Below are 18,575 nucleotides of genomic sequence, written 5' to 3' on the forward strand. Positions count from 1 at the left end.
CGCTTGCGGCCGGTGGGTTTGCGACACATCCTGTGTCATCATCATTGTCCGTCAGATATCGACCGGGTACGCATGAACCAATCGCTCAAGCCCCCCATGAAAGTCACCTTGCTCGCCGCGCTGTTCGCCAGCCTGATCGGCTGCGCGCACCTCGGCCCCGACCGCCAGCCCCCTGCTCCCGCCGAACCAGTGGTCGAGGCGCCGGCAGAGCCGGAACAGCCCAAAGAAGTCGTATACGGTCAGTTCAGCACGGACAGCCTGTATTCATTGCTGGCGGCAGAGATCGCCGGACAGCGTAATCGCTTCGATATCGCCCTGGAGAATTATCTCGAGCAGGCGCGCACCACGCGCGACGCTGGAGTGATAGCCCGGGCGATGCAGGTCGCCGAATTCCTTGGCGCGCATCAGCAGGCAAAGGAGATGGCGTTACTCTGGGTAGACGTAGCCCCGAATGATCCGCAGGCCCTGCGAGCCGGAGCACTGCAGCTGGCCCGTGCTGGCGAACATGGGCAGGCGATGCAGTTCATGCAGCGCGTCCTCAACCTGCACGGGGAGACCAACTTCGACTTCCTCGCACTTGCCGCTGCACAAACCGACCCGCAGACGCGCCAATCGATGCTGCAATCGCTCGAAGGTTTGCGCCAGCAATACCCTGACAACGCTCAGATCACCTTCTCCTCCGCTTTGCTGATGCAACAGGATGGACGTAACGAAGAGGCGCTGGCGCTGCTCGATGCGCTCCCGGACCAGGTCGCGAGCCAACCGACAGTGATGCTCCAGGCTCGCCTGCTGGCCGACCAGGGCCGCACCGAGCAGGCCATCGAGGTACTACAGGAAGGGTTGCGCAAATTTCCGGACGATACCCGCATGCGCCTGCTCATGGCGCGTCTGCTGGTCGCCGAAGACAACATGGACGCTGCGGCTACGCAATTCGCCGCACTGGTCCAGCAGAACCCCGACGACGCAGAACTGCTGCTCACGCTGGGGCTGGTCAATCTGGAAAACGACGATCCCAAGGCAGCCATTGGGTATCTGGAGCGCGCCGATCAGGCCAGCCCAGGGAATACGTTGGCCCGGTACCATCTGGGTCTGGCGTACCAGGCGATCGGCGACGAACAGCGTGCCATTCAGGCATGGCGCAGCGTGGGCCCGGGCAACGAATTCCTCACCTCGCGGTTGCAGCTGGCGCAAACGCTCGCCCGGCAAGAGCGTGTCGAGGAGCTGAGCGAAATAATGGCCGCCGATCGCAGCGTCTACCCCCAGCATGCGCTACCACTTTACCTGCTGGAGATCGAGGCACTCAGCGCCGTCGATCTGCAGCTGGCACTGCCACGCATCAACCAGGCGCTGGGCGAGTTCGAGAACAATACTGATCTGCTTTACACCCGGGCCATGCTACGTGAGCAACTTGGCGACGACGCCGGCTTCGAAGAGGATCTGCGCACCATCATCGCTCGCGAACCTGACAACGCCATGGCGCTCAACGCATTGGGTTACACCCTCGCGGACCGCAACGAGCGTCTCGACGAAGCGCTTCAGCTGATCGAACGCGCTCACTCGCTCAACCCCGATGACCCGGCGATCATCGACAGCCTTGGCTGGGTTCATTACCGTCGCGGCGACCTGCAGCGCGCCGAAGCCTTTCTGCGGCAAGCTTATCGCGCCATGCCCGATCAGGAAGTAGCCGCGCATCTGGGCGAAGTGCTGTGGCAACAGGGCCGCCAGCGCGAGGCGGTACAAATATGGGAAGAAGCCATGCAGGACGGTGCCGATAACAGTCAGATCCGCACCACCCGCGAACGTCTGGAACAAAGCTGATATGCGTCGTATACATCTCGTCCCGATCATGTTGTTGACCATGCTGGTGACGGCGTGTAGCAGCTTCCATGAACGCGAAACGCTGAAGTTCGGCGGCGACCCGACTGCCTGGCGCGCTCACCGGCAGAGCGTGGAGCCGATCCAGAGCTGGACGCTACAAGGCAAGCTGGGGTTACGCTCCGAACAGGAGTCTGGCAGCGGGACACTTTGGTGGCAACAAGACCACCGGTTCTATGATATTCGCCTCTCCGGTCCGCTCGGCCGCGGCGCCACGCGTATTCAGGGTTCGCCTGGCGGCGTGATTCTCGAAATGGCCGGACGCCCGCCCTATCATGCCGAATCCGCTGGCGAGCTTCTCGAACAGCAGATTGGCTGGCGACTGCCGGTTGAACATCTACTTTGGTGGGTACGTGGCCTGCCCGATCCGGACCGGCCGAGCAGATTGCAGCTTGATGCCAACAGCCGCGCCGCGCGCATCGCACAGGCTGGCTGGACTGTGGAATACAGCCGTTATCAGCAGGTAGGCGATGTCGAACTGCCGCAACGGCTGCAGATCTCCGGTCACGACATCCTGCTTACCCTGGTCGTCACCGACTGGCAGCCCGAGGCGCAGCCGTGAGCGAACCAATGCTGAGCCTGCCCGCACCGGCCAAACTCAATCTCTTTCTGCACATAACCGGCCGCAGGCCGGACGGTTACCACATCCTGCAGACGCTTTTCCAGTTCCTCGATCACGGCGATACGCTGGATTTCGTACCTCGCAGCGATGGCCGGATCCAGCTGTGTGGCGACCTGCCCGGCGTGCCAACTGAGGACAATCTCATCGTCCGTGCCGCACGCCTTCTGCAAGAAGCTAGCGGCACGAATCTGGGCGCGACCATCACGCTTCACAAGCGCTTACCCATGGGCGGAGGCATAGGCGGCGGCAGCTCCGACGCAGCTACCGCCCTTCTCGGTCTCGATCGGCTATGGGGCACGGACACGGGGCTGGGCAAACTGGCAGAGCTTGGCCTGACACTCGGCGCTGACGTACCGGTTTTTGTCCGCGGGCGAGCTGCCTGGGCCGAAGGAGTCGGCGAACGGCTGAGTCCGGTCGAACTGGAGGAACCGTGGTTTCTCGTGGTTGTCCCGCCCTGCCACGTCAGTACCGCGGAGATTTTTTCTGATCAAAGGTTGACGCGTGACACACCGCCCATTACATTAGCGGCCTTCCGTGAGCACGGTGGTCGGAATGACTGCTTGCCGGTTGTCACAGCGCGTTACCCTGAAATACGTAACACGTTGATCTTGCTAAACAAATATTGTGAGGCTAAGATGACCGGGACTGGCAGTTGCTTGTTTGGGGCCTTCCCAAACGAACGCGAAGCTGATAAAGTTCGCGCCCGGTTGCCAGCCACACTGCAAACCTTTGTCGCAAGGGGTTGTAACAGATCACCGTTACACCTGGCGTTAGACAAAGCGGCGTAAGAAGCGGATGCAACCGAGCATCCGGACAGTTACAGGGGCGTCGCCAAGCGGTAAGGCACCAGGTTTTGATCCTGGCATGCGTTGGTTCGAATCCAGCCGCCCCTGCCATTTTCTCCGGTAGCAATCATTACATCTTGAGCCCGGCTTGACCGACGCGGCGCATTGCTTTGCTACGTCCGTATCCGGCTCATCGCATCGACCACTACCAGAAGGTATTGCAGCGTGTCCAAGATGATGGTCTTCACGGGGAACGCAAACCCCGATCTGGCACGGCGCGTCGTGCGTCAGTTGCACATCCCCCTTGGTGACGCCTCTGCCGGCCGCTTCAGCGACGGCGAAGTAGCGATCGAACTCAACGAGAACGTTCGCGGCAAGGATGTCTTCATCATCCAGCCCACCTGCGCGCCGACCAACGATAACCTGATGGAACTGGTGGTCATGGCCGACGCCCTGCGTCGTTCGTCAGCATCACGTATCACCGCAGTTATCCCCTACTTCGGCTATGCCCGGCAGGATCGTCGCCCGCGCTCGGCACGTGTGCCGATCAGCGCCAAGGTCGTTGCCGACATGCTCGACGTGGTAGGCGTGGATCGCGTTCTGACCGTCGACCTGCATGCCGACCAGATCCAGGGCTTCTTCGATATCCCGGTGGACAATATCTACGGCTCCCCGGTGCTGATCGATGACATCCAGGACCAGCGCCTGGACAATCTGATGATCGTCTCCCCTGACATCGGCGGTGTAGTCCGCGCTCGCGCCGTGGCCAAGGCACTCGGTGTTGATCTGGCGATCATCGACAAGCGTCGGCCTAAGGCCAACCAGTCGGAAGTGATGCACATCATTGGCGATATCGAAAATCGCAACTGCATCCTGGTAGACGACATGGTCGATACCGCCGGCACGCTGTGTCACGCGGCAAAAGCGCTGAAAGATCATGGCGCTACCAGGGTATTCGCCTACTGCACGCATCCGATCCTGTCGGGCAAGGCTATCGAAAATATTTCAAATTCCGCGCTCGACCAGCTGGTGGTGACCAACACCATCCCGCTGTCGCCGGCTGCGGAAAACTGCGAGCGCATACGTCAGCTGGATATGGCACCGATCATTGCCGAAGCCATGCGCCGCATCAGTAATGAAGAATCCATCAGCGCCATGTTCCGCTAACCGAACGGCACTGATATCAACGGCCCGCACGAGCGGGCTTCACCCTTCATCCGTCCACGCTGGTCGCAAGCTCGGCGGGTGTTTAGCAAGGAGACTACAATGGTCGACTTCACTCTTACTGCGATTGCGCGTGACGACCTGGGGAAAGGTGCGAGCCGCCGCCTGCGTCGTAACGCAGATATGGTTCCGGCTATCGTTTACGGTGGCGAAAAGGCTCCCCAGAGCGTGTCCCTGGAAGCCCGTGAACTGAACAAGGCGCTGGAAAACGAAGCCTTCTACTCTCACATCATCAGCCTGTCTGTCGATGGCAAGAAAGAAGACGTCCTGCTCAAGGCCCTGCAGCGTCATCCGTCGAAGCCGCGCGTCATGCACGCCGACTTCCTGCGCGTGGTTGCTGGCCATCAGGTCACCGTTCAGGTTCCGTTGCACTTCATGAACCAGGAAATCTGCGTTGGCGTCAAGCAAGGCGGCGGCATCATTTCCCACACCATGACCGAAGTGGAAATCGCCTGCCTGCCCAAGGACCTGCCGGAATTCATCGAAGTCGACATGGCCAAGGTTGGCCTGAACGACATCGTGCACCTGTCGGACCTGAAGCTGCCCAAGGGCGTCACTATTCCGAGCCTGGCTCAAGGTCCGGACCACGACCTGCCGGTTGCCAACGTACACCCGGCTCGCGTCGTAGCAGACGACACCGACACCACCGAATCTTCGGAAGGTGAGGAATCGGCGGAGTAATTCACGCCGAGACCCATAAGGGGCGCCCGTTGTGACACAGGGAATCAAGTTGATCGTCGGCCTCGGCAACCCCGGGCCCGAATATGAACTGACCCGGCACAACGCTGGCGCCCTTTTTGTTGAGCGACTGGCGGATCGGCACAACGTGTCGCTTCGACCGGAAGCCAAGTATTTCGGCCTGACCGCCCGCCTCACTCTGGACGGCCAGGACGTTCGCCTGTTGATACCCACCACTTTCATGAATCGTAGCGGCCAGGCCGTTGCTGCTCTAGCCGGCTTTTTCCGCATCCTTCCGGAAGAAATCCTGGTTGCGCATGATGAACTGGACTTGCCTCCGGGCGTGGTCAAGTGCAAGAAAGGGGGTGGACACGGCGGACACAACGGGCTGCGCGACATCATCGCCAGTCTGGGCAATCAGAACACTTTTCATCGCCTTCGTCTGGGCATTGGCCATCCGGGCCACGCCTCACAGGTGACCGGCTTCGTGCTCGGACGCGCGCCAAAATCCGAGCAGGAAGCGCTGGACGCCTGTATCGACGAAGCCGTACAGCAGATACCCGCCATGCTCTCCGGCGAATGGACTCGGGTCATGCAGACCCTTCACAGCTTCAAGGTCTGATCAATTTTCGCCGTCATCCACGGCAGCAGAGGACACCGAAATGGGATTTAACTGTGGAATCGTCGGCCTTCCCAACGTAGGCAAATCGACGCTCTTCAACGCTCTCACCAAAGCCGGCATCGGCGCCGAGAATTTCCCCTTCTGCACGATCGAGCCGAACAGCGGTGTGGTCCCCATGCCGGATCCTCGTCTGGATGCGCTGGCTGCAATCGTCAAGCCGGAAAAGGTCATCGCGACCACCATGGAGTTCGTCGATATTGCCGGCCTGGTCGCGGGTGCGTCCAAAGGCGAAGGGCTTGGCAACAAGTTTCTGGCCAATATCCGCGAGACCGATGCCATTGCCCATGTGGTCCGCTGCTTCGAAGACGAGAACGTCATTCACGTCTCAAACAGTGTCGACCCCAAGCGCGATATCGAGATCATCGACCTGGAACTGATCTTCGCCGACCTTGATAGCTGCGAAAAGCAGCTGCAACGGGTGTCCCGCAATGCCAAGGGCGGCGACAAAGAAGCTCTGGCGCAAAAAGCATTGTTTGAAAAGCTCATCCCGCATTTCAGCGAGGGCAAGCCCGCACGCAGCCTGATGAAGAGCATGAGCGAAGAAGAGAAGCGCATGGTTCGCAGCTTTCATCTGCTGACCAGCAAGCCGGTGATGTATATCGCCAACGTGGCCGAAGATGGGTTCGAAAACAACCCACATCTGGATGTGGTCCGGACTATCGCTGAAGAAGAAGGCGCGCTAGTCGTCCCGGTGTGCAACAAAATCGAGGCGGAGATCGCCGAGCTTGACGACGGCGAAGAGAAGGACATGTTTCTCGAATCGCTGGGACTGGAAGAGCCCGGTCTGAACCGCGTCATCCGCGCTGGTTACGAACTACTCAATCTGCAGACCTACTTCACCGCTGGTGTGAAGGAAGTCCGCGCATGGACCGTTAAGATCGGCGCGACCGCGCCGCAGGCGGCCGCTGTCATTCACACGGATTTTGAAAAGGGGTTCATCCGCGCAGAAGTCATCGCGTATGACGACTTCATCCAGTACCGCGGCGAAGCCGGTGCCAAGGAGGCAGGCAAATGGCGTCTGGAAGGCAAGGAATACATCGTCAAGGACGGCGACGTGATGCACTTCCGCTTCAACGTCTGATACCGGGGCCGGGCGTCTGCCCGGCCGCACTTCCAGAGCCCTCCCCATTCCGCTTTCAGCGTGTTTTGTTCAACGCGTCCTCATGATGCATTGCGATCGCCCCGGTTTTGTCGCTCCTGACCTCGTACTGTGGTTCCTCTGAACTGGCAGGACGGTGACGTCCCTTGAACTCTGTATCGCTGGTGTGCACTCGAACTACTTCCCCTTCGATATGCCCCGCCTCCGAGTTCCAACGAACGTGATCCCCTACTTTCAGTTTCTGCGTCATGGCTGTATTCCTCAGGGTTTGCGACTTCGAGTTCGACTCGACTATCTCCGATAAGTTGACCCGACAGCCTATTTCCCGCGGTACCTGGCCAGCCGGCGGCGGGAACTATCGCCGCGGGACATGACCGAATTGGTACCTTCACAGCAAGACATCGATCGCGAGATAACAGGAGCAGTGGCGAATGGATTGGTGGCGAACGGATTGGGAATTCCTCCAGCAGGATTCGATCTGGATCAACCTCGGCATATTGCTGGCAGTGACTCTGGTCGGTTACTGGGTACTGCGTGCGATACTGAAAATAGTCAGCAAACGTCTGGCAGCGAAGGCGGACAAGTCGCATACCGCTTTCCTCATTATTCTGTCGGAAATGCTCCGGCACACCAGTCGCGTATTGCTGTTTGCCTTCTCGCTTCTCCTAGCCCTGCGCATCGTGGACGTGGCGTCGGATTGGGAGCGATTTCTGTCCCATGGCTGGTTCATCGCGCTAGCCTTCCAGATTGCCCTCTGGCTGGACACCGCAGCCCGCCTTTGGATGGACAGTCTCACCCGCGACGGCAAGAAGCGAAACCCGGTGACCACCACCGTCATCGGTATCATGATCCGCCTGGTGGTGTGGACCATGATGCTGCTTTCCATCCTGGCCAACCTGGGAGTGGACATTACGGCCATGGTGGCCAGCCTGGGTGTCGGCGGTATTGCCATAGCCCTGGCGCTGCAGACGCTCCTGAGCGATGTGTTCGCCTCCCTGGCAATCGGTATCGACAAACCATTCGAGATAGGCGACTTCGTGGTATTTGGCGAGGTAGCCGGAAACATCGAGCACATAGGCCTGAAGACGACCAGGATCCGTGCCTTGAGCGGCGAGCAGATCGTCTGCGCGAACGCGGATCTATTGTCTAAGATCTTGCACAATTACAAGCGGATGAACACGCGCCGGATCGTTTTCAAGTTCGGGATCATGTATAGCACCCCGACAGAAAAGGTTCGCGAAGTCGCAACCATGGTGAGAAACGTCGTCGACGCTGTACCCGATACGAGGTTCGATCGCGCGCATTTCGTATCTTTCGACGACAGCCAGCTCACCTTCGAGGTCGTACACATTGTCCAATCGTCGGACTACAACCGCTACATGGACATTCAGCAGGAGATCAACCTGGGCTTGCTGCAAGGCTGTAGAGACCTCGGCGTTGGCTTTGCCTTTCCTACTCGCAGCGTTGAGTTCGTTGGCGGGAAGTTGCCTGAAATCAGCGTTGCAGGTGTTCCACAGGGGAAATCAGCGGCGAACCAGCAGTCTGCCGGCGACTGAATGGCCGTGGCGCAACAAGGCAGTAAGCGGTTGAATAAGCGGGGAAAAAATCGAATCAGAACGCTTGACAATAACGCCGCACGACTGAATAATGCGCGCCTCGGATGGCTACATAGCTCAGTTGGTTAGAGCACAGCATTCATAATGCTGGGGTCCCTGGTTCAAGTCCAGGTGTAGCCACCAACCTTTTCAAGGGCTTGGCTTCGGCCAGGCCCTTTTTTATTGCCTGTCTGCTCTGCCTGCGTGATCTCTCAGAGGTGTTCCAGAATCGCCCTTTCCAGCTCCGTGGTGGTTCTGGAACCGAGACCATCCAATGGCAGCTCGCTTAGCACCGCCTCTACCGCCCGCTCCACGCGTTCCGCCAGTTCAGGCTTGCGCCAGTGATAACGCAATAGCAGCGCTACGCTGAGAATCGCAGCGATCGGGTTGGCCTGTCCTGTTCCGGCTATATCCGGCGCGCTACCATGAACCGGTTCGGCGAGGGCCACGCCGTCGCCCCAGTTGAGCGAGGGCGCCATGCCCAGTCCGCCACACCAATGACTCGCAAGGTCCGAAAGAATGTCGCCGAACAGGTTACTGGTAACGATCACGTCGAAGCGCTCCGGTCCTGCCACCAGATCAAGCGCAGCGACGTCAACCAGCCGTTCATCCACCAGCGCACCGAATCCCGAATTGATAAGCACGTCCCGCACGCTGTCACGGAACAGCCCGCCGGTGAGGGGCAACACATTGGCCTTGTGTACGATGGTGATACGCCTGCTCTGCCGGAGTTCGGCAATCGCCCTCGCCTTTGCCGCCAGTCGCTCCGAAGCGGCCCGGCTGACGTGACATTCGGCAATAGCGATACCCGTCGCGTCCAGTCGTTCTATCCCTACATAAAGACCTTCACTGTTTTCGCGAACCACCACCAGATCGACATCCGGTCGCGGCGAGACCTGCGGCCAGCTGCGCACCGGTCGAACATTCACGTAGAGCCCCGCCTTTTGCCGCAGCGTGAGGATTGCACTGCGGTAGCCCTCAACACGTCCTGCCGGCGACGAAACAGCTCCGAACAGGCCCGCTCCACACTCCAGCAGCGACTCAAGCGTGCGTTCAGGAACTGCGCTGCCGTGCCTGGTGAAACAATCCCAGCCGGCTTCCGCCTCGACGACTTCGAGGTCCGGCAACAGCTTCTCTAGCACTGCAGCAGCCACCGGGACGACCTCCCGGCCTATACCGTCTCCGGGTATGACGCATAGCTTCTTCACGGGCGAGTTTCCCAGGTCGCCAGCAAAAGCCCGAGGAAGGTCAGCGCACCTCCAGCCAGATGGTACCAATGCAAGGTTTCACCCAGGAGCGCAACGCTCAGCAGCGCAGCGAAGACTGGCATGAGATAACTGAATAACGAGGCAGTCGCCGGGCCCAGTACCTTGACGCCATTGTTCCAGGCCAGGTAAGCCACCAACGAGGCGAATATGGCGGTGTAGCCCACTGCCAGGAAGGCTTCCGTTGACAAGGGCATCCCGCCAGTCTGCTTCAGCTCCCATAGATAGAACGGCAGCAGCAGCGGCACCCCGAACAACAGCATCGCCGAGAGCTGCACCACTCCCGGGACCGGCAATATCCACTTACGCAGCAGCACCGAATACAAGCCCCAGGCAAGCACCGCGACCACCATGATCAGGTCACCACGGTTGAACGTGAGTGTCAGTAGCCGCGCCGGCTCACCGAGCGTAAGAATCACCAGCAAGCCGAGGAACGACAGTACCGCGCCGAGCAACGTCATCGCCGTCGGCCATTGGCGCAGCAGTACGATGGACCAGATGAACGCGGCGACCGGCAAGCCCGTGTTGACCAGAGTGATGTTGATGGCCGTGGTGCTTTGCGCCGCCAGATATAAAAGCGTGTTATAGGACGAGATGCTCAGCGCCGCCAGCACTGCCACGCGAAACCACCGGCTAAAGAGAACCTGGCGATGGAACCAGAGCGCCCGCAACGTGAACGGCAGCAGAAGCAGCAGCGCTGTGGTCCAGCGCCAGAACGATAAGCTGATCGGCGGCAGTAGTCCTGCCGTGGCACGTGCCACCAGCGCATTGCCGGCCCAGGCGAGGGTACAAATCACCAGCCCCGCCATCGCCAGCTGTCTGGAGGTCATGCGCCAGGCGGACCTAGCCGGTACTGCTCGGGAATCTGCGTGGCGTCTGATACGGTCACATCCAGATCCTTGAGAAAGCCGTCCTTGATGCCGTAGATGAACCCATGCACGGATAGCGGCTGGGCGCGGTGCCAGGCGTTTTGAACGATGCTGGTGTGGCTGACGTTGGCGACCTGGCGCATGACGTTGATCTCACACATCCGGTCGAGGCGCGTCTCCTCATCTTCGATCAACCGGAGCCGCTCGCGCTGATGGTAATACAGGTCGCGTATGGTACGCAGCCAGCCATCACTCAACCCCAGCTGTTCGTTACGCATCGCGGCACGCACGCCACCGCAACCATAGTGGCCGGTCACTATGATGTGTTTAACCTTGAGCACATCGACGGCGAACTGCATTACGGACAGACAGTTGAGATCAGTGTGCAGCACCACGTTCGCGACATTGCGATGCACGAATAACTCACCCGGCATCAAACCAACGATCTCATTGGCAGGAACACGTGAGTCGGCACAACCGATCCAAAGATATTCAGGTGATTGCTGCTTTGCGAGCTTGGAGAAAAACTCGGGGTCGTCCTGCTTGATGGACTCGGCCCACTCACGGTTGTTGGCGAACAGGTGCTTCAAATCGGACATCTTCTGTACTCTTGTCTAGCCGTTTTGTTGTTGCCGTTTCAGACGTGCTGCTTCAAGCCCGCGTCACGTCAGTCGAGCAGTGAATAGGCCATCACCAGCGCGTCTTCACGGCCGCCAACTGCAGGGTAGTAGTTCTTTCTGCGGCCGATTTCGTTGAAACCGAACCGCTCGTAAAGATGGTTGGCTGCCTCATTCGATTCGCGCACCTCGAGAAAGGTCACTTCTGCCTCGCGCTGCCTGGCTCGCTCAATCAGGTGAGCCAGGAGTCTGCCGCCAAGTCCGTTGCCCTGGTTCTCTGGCTTCACGGTGATATTCAAGAGATGAGATTCACCAGCTGCCGCTGTCAGTACACCATGACCGATCTGCTGATTACCTAAAAACATCAGCCAGCATTCGTAACCTGAACGAATGCAGTCAAGAAAAATCCCACGCGTCCATGGATGGCTGAACGCGGAGTACTCGACGTGTAGCACCGCATCCACATCGCTTTCCAGCATTGGCCGAAAATGCAGCCCGTTCATTCCCGCTCCTTCCACCTCGGCATCACCCGCTTCAATAGTTTCCACAATTTTATCTTCTCGGACGGAACACTCGGTAACTGCTCGAGCCCGGCGGCAAACCAGGCAGGAGCCAGCCCATCCAGCGCTTCCTCGCGTCCAAACAACCGCTCCGGGGTACTGGCATCCGCGTCAGCAAGCAATGCGCAACGCTCACCGAAGCACCCGATCGATACGACAGATTGATCTTCCAGTCGCGCCTGAACGAACGCAATCAGCGCCTGGCTGGCTGCTTCCGCGCTGCGATCAAACTGGGGGTTGCGTGTCAGCGGCCACTGAAAATCGGCAAACAACGCGGGCCGATCAGGCAGTCCGGCTGCGCGGAGTATGTCGGCGAGCAGTCGATAGGGTGCAGTGGCTTTCTCCAGGCCCGGTTCGCTGACTTCCAGAAGCAAAGCACAAGGCCCGGCCAGCCAGAGCTGCAGATAGAAAGGCGCCAACGCGGGTGAGCTCGGCTGAGCCTTGGTCACCGCCTCCATTTCCGTAGCTGGCTTTTCTGCGGTTTCCGCAAGCGAGGCAGAAGCAGCAGGCGGGGCAGGCTCGCTCGTCTGGTCCGGTTGCTCGTGTGGCCCAGCATCAGCAGGCATGGGCTCAGTCGACTGGCCGATAGCGGAAATGTCCGCCAGACCTTGGCCGCCCTCTGGTTGCGCTGAAGCTTGTACGGGAAGGGTTGGTGAATCAGACGACTGCTCTCTCGGCACCCAACTGATAACACCCAACGCATTCAGGTATGCGAGTCGCGTGTTTTCGTGCATCAAACGCCTTCCGTTTGCGGGTGAGCACGCTGCACACCGCTCTGCATGAGATTCAATGCGTTGATATAGGCTTTTGCGGACGCCACCACGATGTCGGTATCGGCACCATTACCGTTGACGATCCGGCCGGCCTTCTCGAGGCGCACGGTTACCTCTCCTTGCGAATCGGTGCTCTGGGTGATCGCATTTACGGAATACAGTTGCAACGAGGCATGAGAACTGATGATCTGCTCGATCGCACGGAACGCTGCATCGACCGGCCCGGAGCCATCAGCCGTGGCACTACGCGCCTGACCATCAACGCTCAGCGCAACTCGGGCGCGCGGCGTTTCGCCAGTGCGAGACGCCACGTCGAGATAGACCAACTTCACTCGTTCTACAACGTCACTGAGCGTGTCCGACACAAGCGCCTGAAGATCTTCGTCGAAGATCTCATGTTTCTTGTCGGCCAGCTCCTTGAAGCGGGCGAAAGCCGCGTTGAGCTCCGACTCGCCCGACAGTTGGATGCCCAGTTCTTCGAGCCGGGTCCTGAAGGCGTTGCGCCCCGACAATTTACCCAGCGATAAGCGACTCGTGTGCCAGCCCACCGACTGAGCGCTCATGATTTCGTAGGTTTCGCGATGTTTGAGCACACCGTCCTGGTGAATGCCGGACTCATGCGCAAAGGCATTTGCCCCGACGATGGCCTTGTTCGGCTGCACCGGGAAGCCGGTGATGGTCGATACCAACTTCGACGTACTAACGATCTGCTCGGTGACGATGTTCGTATGCACGCCAAGCACGTCCTGGCGAGTCTTGATCGCCATGACGATCTCCTCAAGCGCCGCGTTGCCGGCCCGCTCGCCGAGGCCGTTGATCGTGCATTCGACCTGCCGCGCTCCGGCGGTGACTGCAGCAAGAGAATTGGCTACCGCCAGCCCGAGATCGTTATGGCAGTGCACCGAGAAAATAGCTTTGTCGGCATTCGGAACCCGCCGGATCACCTCGCCGATGGTCTCGGCGAACTGGTGCGGAATGGCATAACCTACGGTATCCGGGATATTGATGGTTCGAGCCCCGGCGTCGATCGCCGCTTCGATGATCCGGCAGAGGAAATCGATGTCGGAGCGACCCGCATCCTCACAGGAAAACTCGACGTCCGCGCAGAGATTCCTGGCATGCCGCACCGCTCGCACCGCTTGTTCAATAACCTGCTCCGGTGCCAACCGCAGCTTGTATTGCATATGTATCGGGCTGGTAGCGATGAAGGTGTGAATACGGCCTGAGTTGGCGCCTGCCAGCGCCTCGGCGGCGCGTTCGATATCCGCTTCCACTGCGCGAGACAGACTACACACGGTGCTCTCGGTCACGCTATCGGCAATTGCCTTGACCGCGGCGAAGTCACCCGGACTGGCAATAGCGAACCCCGCCTCGATCACGTCCACGCCAAGCTTTTCCAATGCTTTGGCAATGCGCAGCTTTTCTTCGCCGGTCATCGAAGCGCCTGGACTTTGTTCTCCATCACGCAAGGTGGTGTCGAATATGAAAACGCGGTCCTGATTCATGGCAGCAAACTCCAGCGAGCCGATACGGAAAAACGATCACGTTACTATAACCGATCCATACGAGCCGAGTGACCGCTGCCGGGCCAGACGACTCCGCAACAACGGACCATTGGCCCGTTTATGGACGATCAACACGAACCTGACTGAGCGTTCCCATTTCGCCTGCGGCACGTCTAAGCTGTCAAATAGTGCTGCGGGCACCTTGGCTCGCTTTCAATAACAACAATGCAGGTACCTCCATGTTCGACCGCCACTACCAGGTCTGGCCGCCGCAAGTGCCGAAACAGTTAGAGCTGCCGGCCACCAGCCTGTTTCATAACATTACGGTTTGCGCGCTGCGGTATCCAGAGCACCCTGCCATCCTCTACTACGGCACGCCGGTTTCGTACCGCAGACTCCAACAGGAAGCCGAGGCAATCGCCGGGCATCTGGCGGAAGCGGGCGTAGCCAAAGGCGACCGCGTCCTTTTGTACATGCAGAACAGCCCTCAATACATCATCGGCTATTTCGCGATTCTGCGTGCCAATGCCGTGGTGGTTCCAGTAAACCCCATGAACCGAGCGGCAGAACTCAAGTATCTGATAGAGGATACCGAAGCCAAGGTTTGTCTTTGCGCGCAGGAATTGCTTGAGAATGTCAGCCCCCACTTAGGCGAAGGATTGCTCGAGGAGATAGTGGTTACCGCTTACGCCGATTATGTTACCGAGCATACCGACCTCTCCTTGCCTGAAACCGTAGCGGAGCCTGCTCGAGACCATTCGATCGGTGGCGTCACCTTGTGGCACGAAGTGGTCAATGCGAACAAGCAGCCGCCTGCGCTTACCACCGGCCCGGCGGACCTATGCGTCATCCCGTATAGCTCCGGAACTACAGGCAATCCGAAAGGATGCGTACATACGCACCATAGCGTGCTGGCAACGACGGTGTACGGGGCGGTTTGGACCAATGCGCAGCATGACATCGTTCATCTCGTATCAGTGCCGATGTTTCACGTCACCGGGATGCAGTCGTGCATGAATAGCACGTTGTATGTCGGCGGCACGCTAGTGGTCATGACCCGCTGGGACCGGAAGGTAGCCGCCGAGTTGATTCAGCGCTATAAGGTGAATACGTGGCGAAACATCTCCACGATGGTCGTAGACATGCTGTCTGACCCGGACATCGACAGTTATGACATCAGCTGCTTGAGAAGCATTGGCGGTGGCGGCGCCGCCATGCCGGCCGCGGTTGCAGGCAAGCTGCACGACAAAACCGGTCTGACCTACATGGAAGGCTATGGTCTATCCGAGACGATCGCACCCACCCACGTCAACCCGCCCCAGGCGTGCAAGCCGCAGTGTTTGGGTATCCCCCTGATCGGCGTCGACTCGCGAGTAATCAATGTCGATACGTTGGAGGAAGTCGGCCCAGGAGTGACCGGAGAGATCATTATGCGTGGTGAGCAGATCTTCCAAGGCTACTGGAAGAGACCCGAGGCCACCGAAGAAGCATTCTTGGAACTCGACGGACATCGATTTTTTCGCTCCGGCGACTTGGGCTACTACGATGAAGAGGGCTACTTCTTCCTGGTCGATCGTGTCAAACGCATGATCAATGCATCAGGGTACAAAGTGTGGCCGGCCGAGGTCGAATCGTTGATGTATTCCCACCCAGCCATTCGCGAGGTGTGCGTGGTATCGACGCCGCATCCACGTCGCGGCGAGACGGTGAAGGCGTTCGTTGTATTGGCAACAGGGAAGGAACATACGACCGACAAGGACATCATCGCCTGGTGTCAGGAGAACATGGCAGCGTACAAGTGTCCAGTAACAGTAGAATTTACTGACAGCATACCCAAGTCGCCCACTGGAAAGATCATGTGGCGACTCTTGCAGGAGGAGGAATGGAAGAAGTCAGCGCAGTAGCGAGGCGACCTTACACTCGCTTCTGAAGCAGTCCTAACCGGCCTAAGGGCCGGTTTCTTTTTCAGCTTGCAGCGTACGGATTGAACACCGAAGGCGCTTTGCCGAGACGAACTGAAACTAGCCAAACCGTTGAGGATGCAAACCGCGGGCAACCAGACTTTTTACGCGCACATAAGAACGCCCCGATCCTTGTGGGATCAGGGCGTTCGGTATAGGCGCTTGACGATGACCTACTCTCACATGGGGAAACCCCACACTACCATCGGCGATGCATCGTTTCACTTCTGAGTTCGGGATGGGATCAGGTGGTTCCAATGCTCTATGGTCGTCAAGCAATTTGTTGCTGACCGGTTTTGAGTCCGAGCAGCTAAAAGCTTGGGTTGGTGATAGAAGGAAGACGGATCTTGTAATCTCGTACAGTTCCAGCTTGTCGTTCATCTGTCTTGATCGTTAACACCAGATTGCTTGGGTGTTATATGGTCAAGCCACACGGGCAATTAGTACTGGTTAGCTCAACGCCTTGCAACGCTTACACACCCAGCCTATCAACGTCGTAGTCTTCGACGGCCCTTTAGGGGAGTCAAGCTCCCGGTGAGATCTCATCTTGAGGCAAGTTTCCCGCTTAGATGCTTTCAGCGGTTATCTTTTCCGAACGTAGCTACCCGGCAATGCCACTGGCGTGACAACCGGAACACCAGGGGTTCGTCCACTCCGGTCCTCTCGTACTAGGAGCAGCCCCTCTCAAATCTCAAACGTCCACGGCAGATAGGGACCGAACTGTCTCACGACGTTCTAAACCCAGCTCGCGTACCACTTTAAATGGCGAACAGCCATACCCTTGGGACCGGCTTCAGCCCCAGGATGTGATGAGCCGACATCGAGGTGCCAAACACCGCCGTCGATATGAACTCTTGGGCGGTATCAGCCTGTTATCCCCGGAGTACCTTTTATCCGTTGAGCGATGGCCCTTCCATACAGAACCACCGGATCACTAAGACCTACTTTCGTACCTGCTCGTCGTGTTGGACTCGCAGTCAAGCGCGCTTTTGCCTTTATACTCTACGCACGATTTCCGACCGTGCTGAGCGCACCTTCGTACTCCTCCGTTACTCTTTGGGAGGAGACCGCCCCAGTCAAACTACCCACCATACACTGTCCTCGATCCGGATAACGGACCAGAGTTAGAACCTCAAAGTTGCCAGGGTGGTATTTCAAGGTTGGCTCCACGCGAACTAGCGTCCACGCTTCAAAGCCTCCCACCTATCCTACACAAGCAAATTCAAAGTCCAGTGCAAAGCTATAGTAAAGGTTCACGGGGTCTTTCCGTCTAGCCGCGGATACACTGCATCTTCACAGCGATTTCAATTTCACTGAGTCTCGGGTGGAGACAGCGCCGCCATCATTACGCCATTCGTGCAGGTCGGAACTTACCCGACAAGGAATTTCGCTACCTTAGGACCGTTATAGTTACGGCCGCCGTTTACCGGGGCTTCGATCAAGAGCTTCGCCGAAGCTAACCCCATCAATTAACCTTCCGGCACCGGGCAGGCGTCACACCCTATACGTCCACTTTCGTGTTTGCAGAGTGCTGTGTTTTTAATAAACAGTTGCAGCGGCCTGGTATCTTCGACCGGCATGAGCTTACGGAGCAAGTCCTTCACCCTCACCGGCGCACCTTCTCCCGAAGTTACGGTGCCATTTTGCCTAGTTCCTTCACCCGAGTTCTCTCAAGCGCCTTGGTATTCTCTACCTGACCACCTGTGTCGGTTTGGGGTACGATTCCTAGTTACCTGAAGCTTAGAGGCTTTTCCTGGAAGCATGGCATCAACCACTTCGCTTTCTAAAAGAAAGCTCGTCATCGGTTCTCGGCCTTAGGATCCCGGATTTACCTAAGATCCCAGCCTACCGCCTTAAACAAGGACAACCAACGCCTTGCTGGCCTAGCCTTCTCCGTCCCCCCATCGCAGTAACTAGAAGTACGGGAATATTAACCCGTTTCCCATCGACTACGCCTGTCGGCCTCGCCTTAGGGATCGACTCACCCTGCGTCGATTAACGTTGCGCAGGAACCCTTGGTCTTCCGGCGTGGGAGTTTTTCACTCCCATTGTCGTTACTCATGTCAGCATTCGCACTTCTGATACCTCCAGCCAACTTCTCAATTGACCTTCACAGGCTTACAGAACGCTCCTCTACCGCTCATCCTAAGATGAACCCGTAGCTTCGGTGTATGGTTTGAGCCCCGTTACATCTTCCGCGCAGGCCGACTCGACTAGTGAGCTATTACGCTTTCTTTAAAGGATGGCTGCTTCTAAGCCAACCTCCTAGCTGTCTAAGCCTTCCCACATCGTTTCCCACTTAACCATAACTTTGGGACCTTAGCTGACGGTCTGGGTTGTTTCCCTTTTCACGACGGACGTTAGCACCCGCCGTGTGTCTCCCGTGCTGACACTCACTGGTATTCGGAGTTTGCATCGGTTTGGTAAGTCGGGATGACCCCCTAGCCGAAACAGTGCTCTACCCC

16 protein-coding genes, 2 tRNA genes and 2 rRNA genes (1 of these 20 cut by a window edge) are annotated in these 18,575 nt (G+C 58.2%); 11 read left to right on the forward strand and 9 right to left on the reverse strand.

The window, feature by feature from the left end; genetic code table 11:
• Positions 1-72 precede the first annotated feature (72 nt).
• From BLT85_RS12090 to ychF, 8 genes are all read left to right on the forward strand, one after another.
• Positions 73-1,818, forward strand: coding sequence for a tetratricopeptide repeat protein (locus tag BLT85_RS12090; RefSeq protein ID WP_231701474.1), 1,746 nt, complete (start codon positions 73-75; stop codon positions 1,816-1,818).
• Position 1,819: 1 nt separating this feature from the next.
• Entirely contained in the window at positions 1,820-2,437 is a 618-nt protein-coding gene (lolB, locus tag BLT85_RS12095; RefSeq protein WP_093395117.1) for a lipoprotein insertase outer membrane protein LolB, read from the forward strand.
• A gap of 8 nt (positions 2,438-2,445) precedes the next feature.
• Entirely contained in the window at positions 2,446-3,285 is an 840-nt protein-coding gene (ispE, locus tag BLT85_RS12100; protein ID WP_093395120.1) for a 4-(cytidine 5'-diphospho)-2-C-methyl-D-erythritol kinase, read from the forward strand.
• 33 nt (positions 3,286-3,318) lie between these two features.
• Positions 3,319-3,393 (forward strand) — tRNA-Gln (locus BLT85_RS12105).
• 114 nt (positions 3,394-3,507) lie between these two features.
• Positions 3,508-4,449, forward strand: a complete 942-nt coding sequence (locus BLT85_RS12110) for a ribose-phosphate pyrophosphokinase (protein ID WP_093395123.1) — start codon at positions 3,508-3,510, stop codon at positions 4,447-4,449.
• Between the two features lie 99 nt (positions 4,450-4,548).
• The gene (locus BLT85_RS12115) at positions 4,549-5,187 is read left to right on the forward strand and encodes a 50S ribosomal protein L25/general stress protein Ctc (protein WP_093395126.1); all 639 of its coding nucleotides are present in this window, start codon (positions 4,549-4,551) and stop codon (positions 5,185-5,187) included.
• Positions 5,188-5,218: 31 nt separating this feature from the next.
• Positions 5,219-5,806 (forward strand): aminoacyl-tRNA hydrolase, encoded by a 588-nt coding sequence (pth, locus tag BLT85_RS12120; RefSeq protein ID WP_231701475.1) that lies wholly within the window; start codon positions 5,219-5,221, stop codon positions 5,804-5,806.
• A gap of 40 nt (positions 5,807-5,846) precedes the next feature.
• The gene (gene ychF, locus BLT85_RS12125) at positions 5,847-6,947 is read left to right on the forward strand and encodes a redox-regulated ATPase YchF (protein WP_093395128.1); all 1,101 of its coding nucleotides are present in this window, start codon (positions 5,847-5,849) and stop codon (positions 6,945-6,947) included.
• A 55-nt stretch (positions 6,948-7,002) separates the two neighbouring features.
• Here the strand turns inward: ychF and BLT85_RS12130 are convergent, their stop codons facing one another.
• Positions 7,003-7,215 (reverse strand): hypervirulence associated TUDOR domain-containing protein, encoded by a 213-nt coding sequence (locus tag BLT85_RS12130; protein ID WP_093395130.1) that lies wholly within the window; start codon positions 7,213-7,215, stop codon positions 7,003-7,005.
• Positions 7,216-7,396: 181 nt separating this feature from the next.
• On the opposite strand from BLT85_RS12130, the gene BLT85_RS12135 reads away from it, so the two are divergent.
• Complete coding sequence (locus BLT85_RS12135; protein WP_093395132.1) at positions 7,397-8,521, forward strand: mechanosensitive ion channel family protein; 1,125 nt, start codon at positions 7,397-7,399, stop codon at positions 8,519-8,521.
• Positions 8,522-8,627: 106 nt separating this feature from the next.
• A tRNA-Met gene (locus BLT85_RS12140) sits at positions 8,628-8,704 on the forward strand.
• A gap of 68 nt (positions 8,705-8,772) precedes the next feature.
• On the opposite strand, the gene BLT85_RS12145 is transcribed toward BLT85_RS12140, so the two are convergent.
• From BLT85_RS12145 to BLT85_RS12170, 6 genes are all read right to left on the reverse strand, one after another.
• Entirely contained in the window at positions 8,773-9,768 is a 996-nt protein-coding gene (locus BLT85_RS12145) for an isocitrate/isopropylmalate dehydrogenase family protein (RefSeq protein ID WP_093395134.1), read from the reverse strand.
• Complete coding sequence (locus BLT85_RS12150; protein ID WP_093395136.1) at positions 9,765-10,655, reverse strand: DMT family transporter; 891 nt, start codon at positions 10,653-10,655, stop codon at positions 9,765-9,767. The genes BLT85_RS12145 and BLT85_RS12150 overlap by 4 nt, the downstream gene beginning before the upstream one ends.
• Complete coding sequence (gene can, locus BLT85_RS12155) at positions 10,652-11,293, reverse strand: carbonate dehydratase (protein WP_093395138.1); 642 nt, start codon at positions 11,291-11,293, stop codon at positions 10,652-10,654. Before can ends, BLT85_RS12150 begins: the two co-directional genes overlap by 4 nt.
• A gap of 68 nt (positions 11,294-11,361) precedes the next feature.
• Complete coding sequence (gene rimI / locus BLT85_RS12160) at positions 11,362-11,814, reverse strand: ribosomal protein S18-alanine N-acetyltransferase (protein ID WP_093395141.1); 453 nt, start codon at positions 11,812-11,814, stop codon at positions 11,362-11,364.
• Positions 11,811-12,437, reverse strand: coding sequence for an energy transducer TonB (locus tag BLT85_RS12165; RefSeq protein ID WP_157718177.1), 627 nt, complete (start codon positions 12,435-12,437; stop codon positions 11,811-11,813). The genes rimI and BLT85_RS12165 overlap by 4 nt, the downstream gene beginning before the upstream one ends.
• A gap of 167 nt (positions 12,438-12,604) precedes the next feature.
• Positions 12,605-14,149 carry a 2-isopropylmalate synthase gene (locus BLT85_RS12170; protein WP_093395147.1) on the reverse strand — a complete coding sequence of 515 codons (1,545 nt, stop codon included), beginning with the start codon at positions 14,147-14,149 and terminating at the stop codon, positions 12,605-12,607.
• A 239-nt stretch (positions 14,150-14,388) separates the two neighbouring features.
• Here BLT85_RS12170 and BLT85_RS12175 point away from each other — a divergent pair, with 239 nt between their 5' ends.
• Positions 14,389-16,053 carry a long-chain-fatty-acid--CoA ligase gene (locus BLT85_RS12175; RefSeq protein ID WP_093395150.1) on the forward strand — a complete coding sequence of 555 codons (1,665 nt, stop codon included), beginning with the start codon at positions 14,389-14,391 and terminating at the stop codon, positions 16,051-16,053.
• A 217-nt stretch (positions 16,054-16,270) separates the two neighbouring features.
• Here BLT85_RS12175 and rrf read toward each other — a convergent pair.
• Both rrf and BLT85_RS12185 read right to left on the reverse strand, forming a co-directional pair.
• Positions 16,271-16,386: ribosomal RNA gene (gene rrf / locus BLT85_RS12180) — 5S ribosomal RNA — on the reverse strand.
• Between the two features lie 143 nt (positions 16,387-16,529).
• Positions 16,530-18,575, reverse strand: a 23S ribosomal RNA gene (locus tag BLT85_RS12185); it runs 844 nt beyond the window's last position.

The organism is Halopseudomonas xinjiangensis, assembly GCF_900104945.1.
Taxonomy (GTDB): Bacteria; Pseudomonadota; Gammaproteobacteria; order Pseudomonadales; family Pseudomonadaceae; genus Halopseudomonas; species Halopseudomonas xinjiangensis.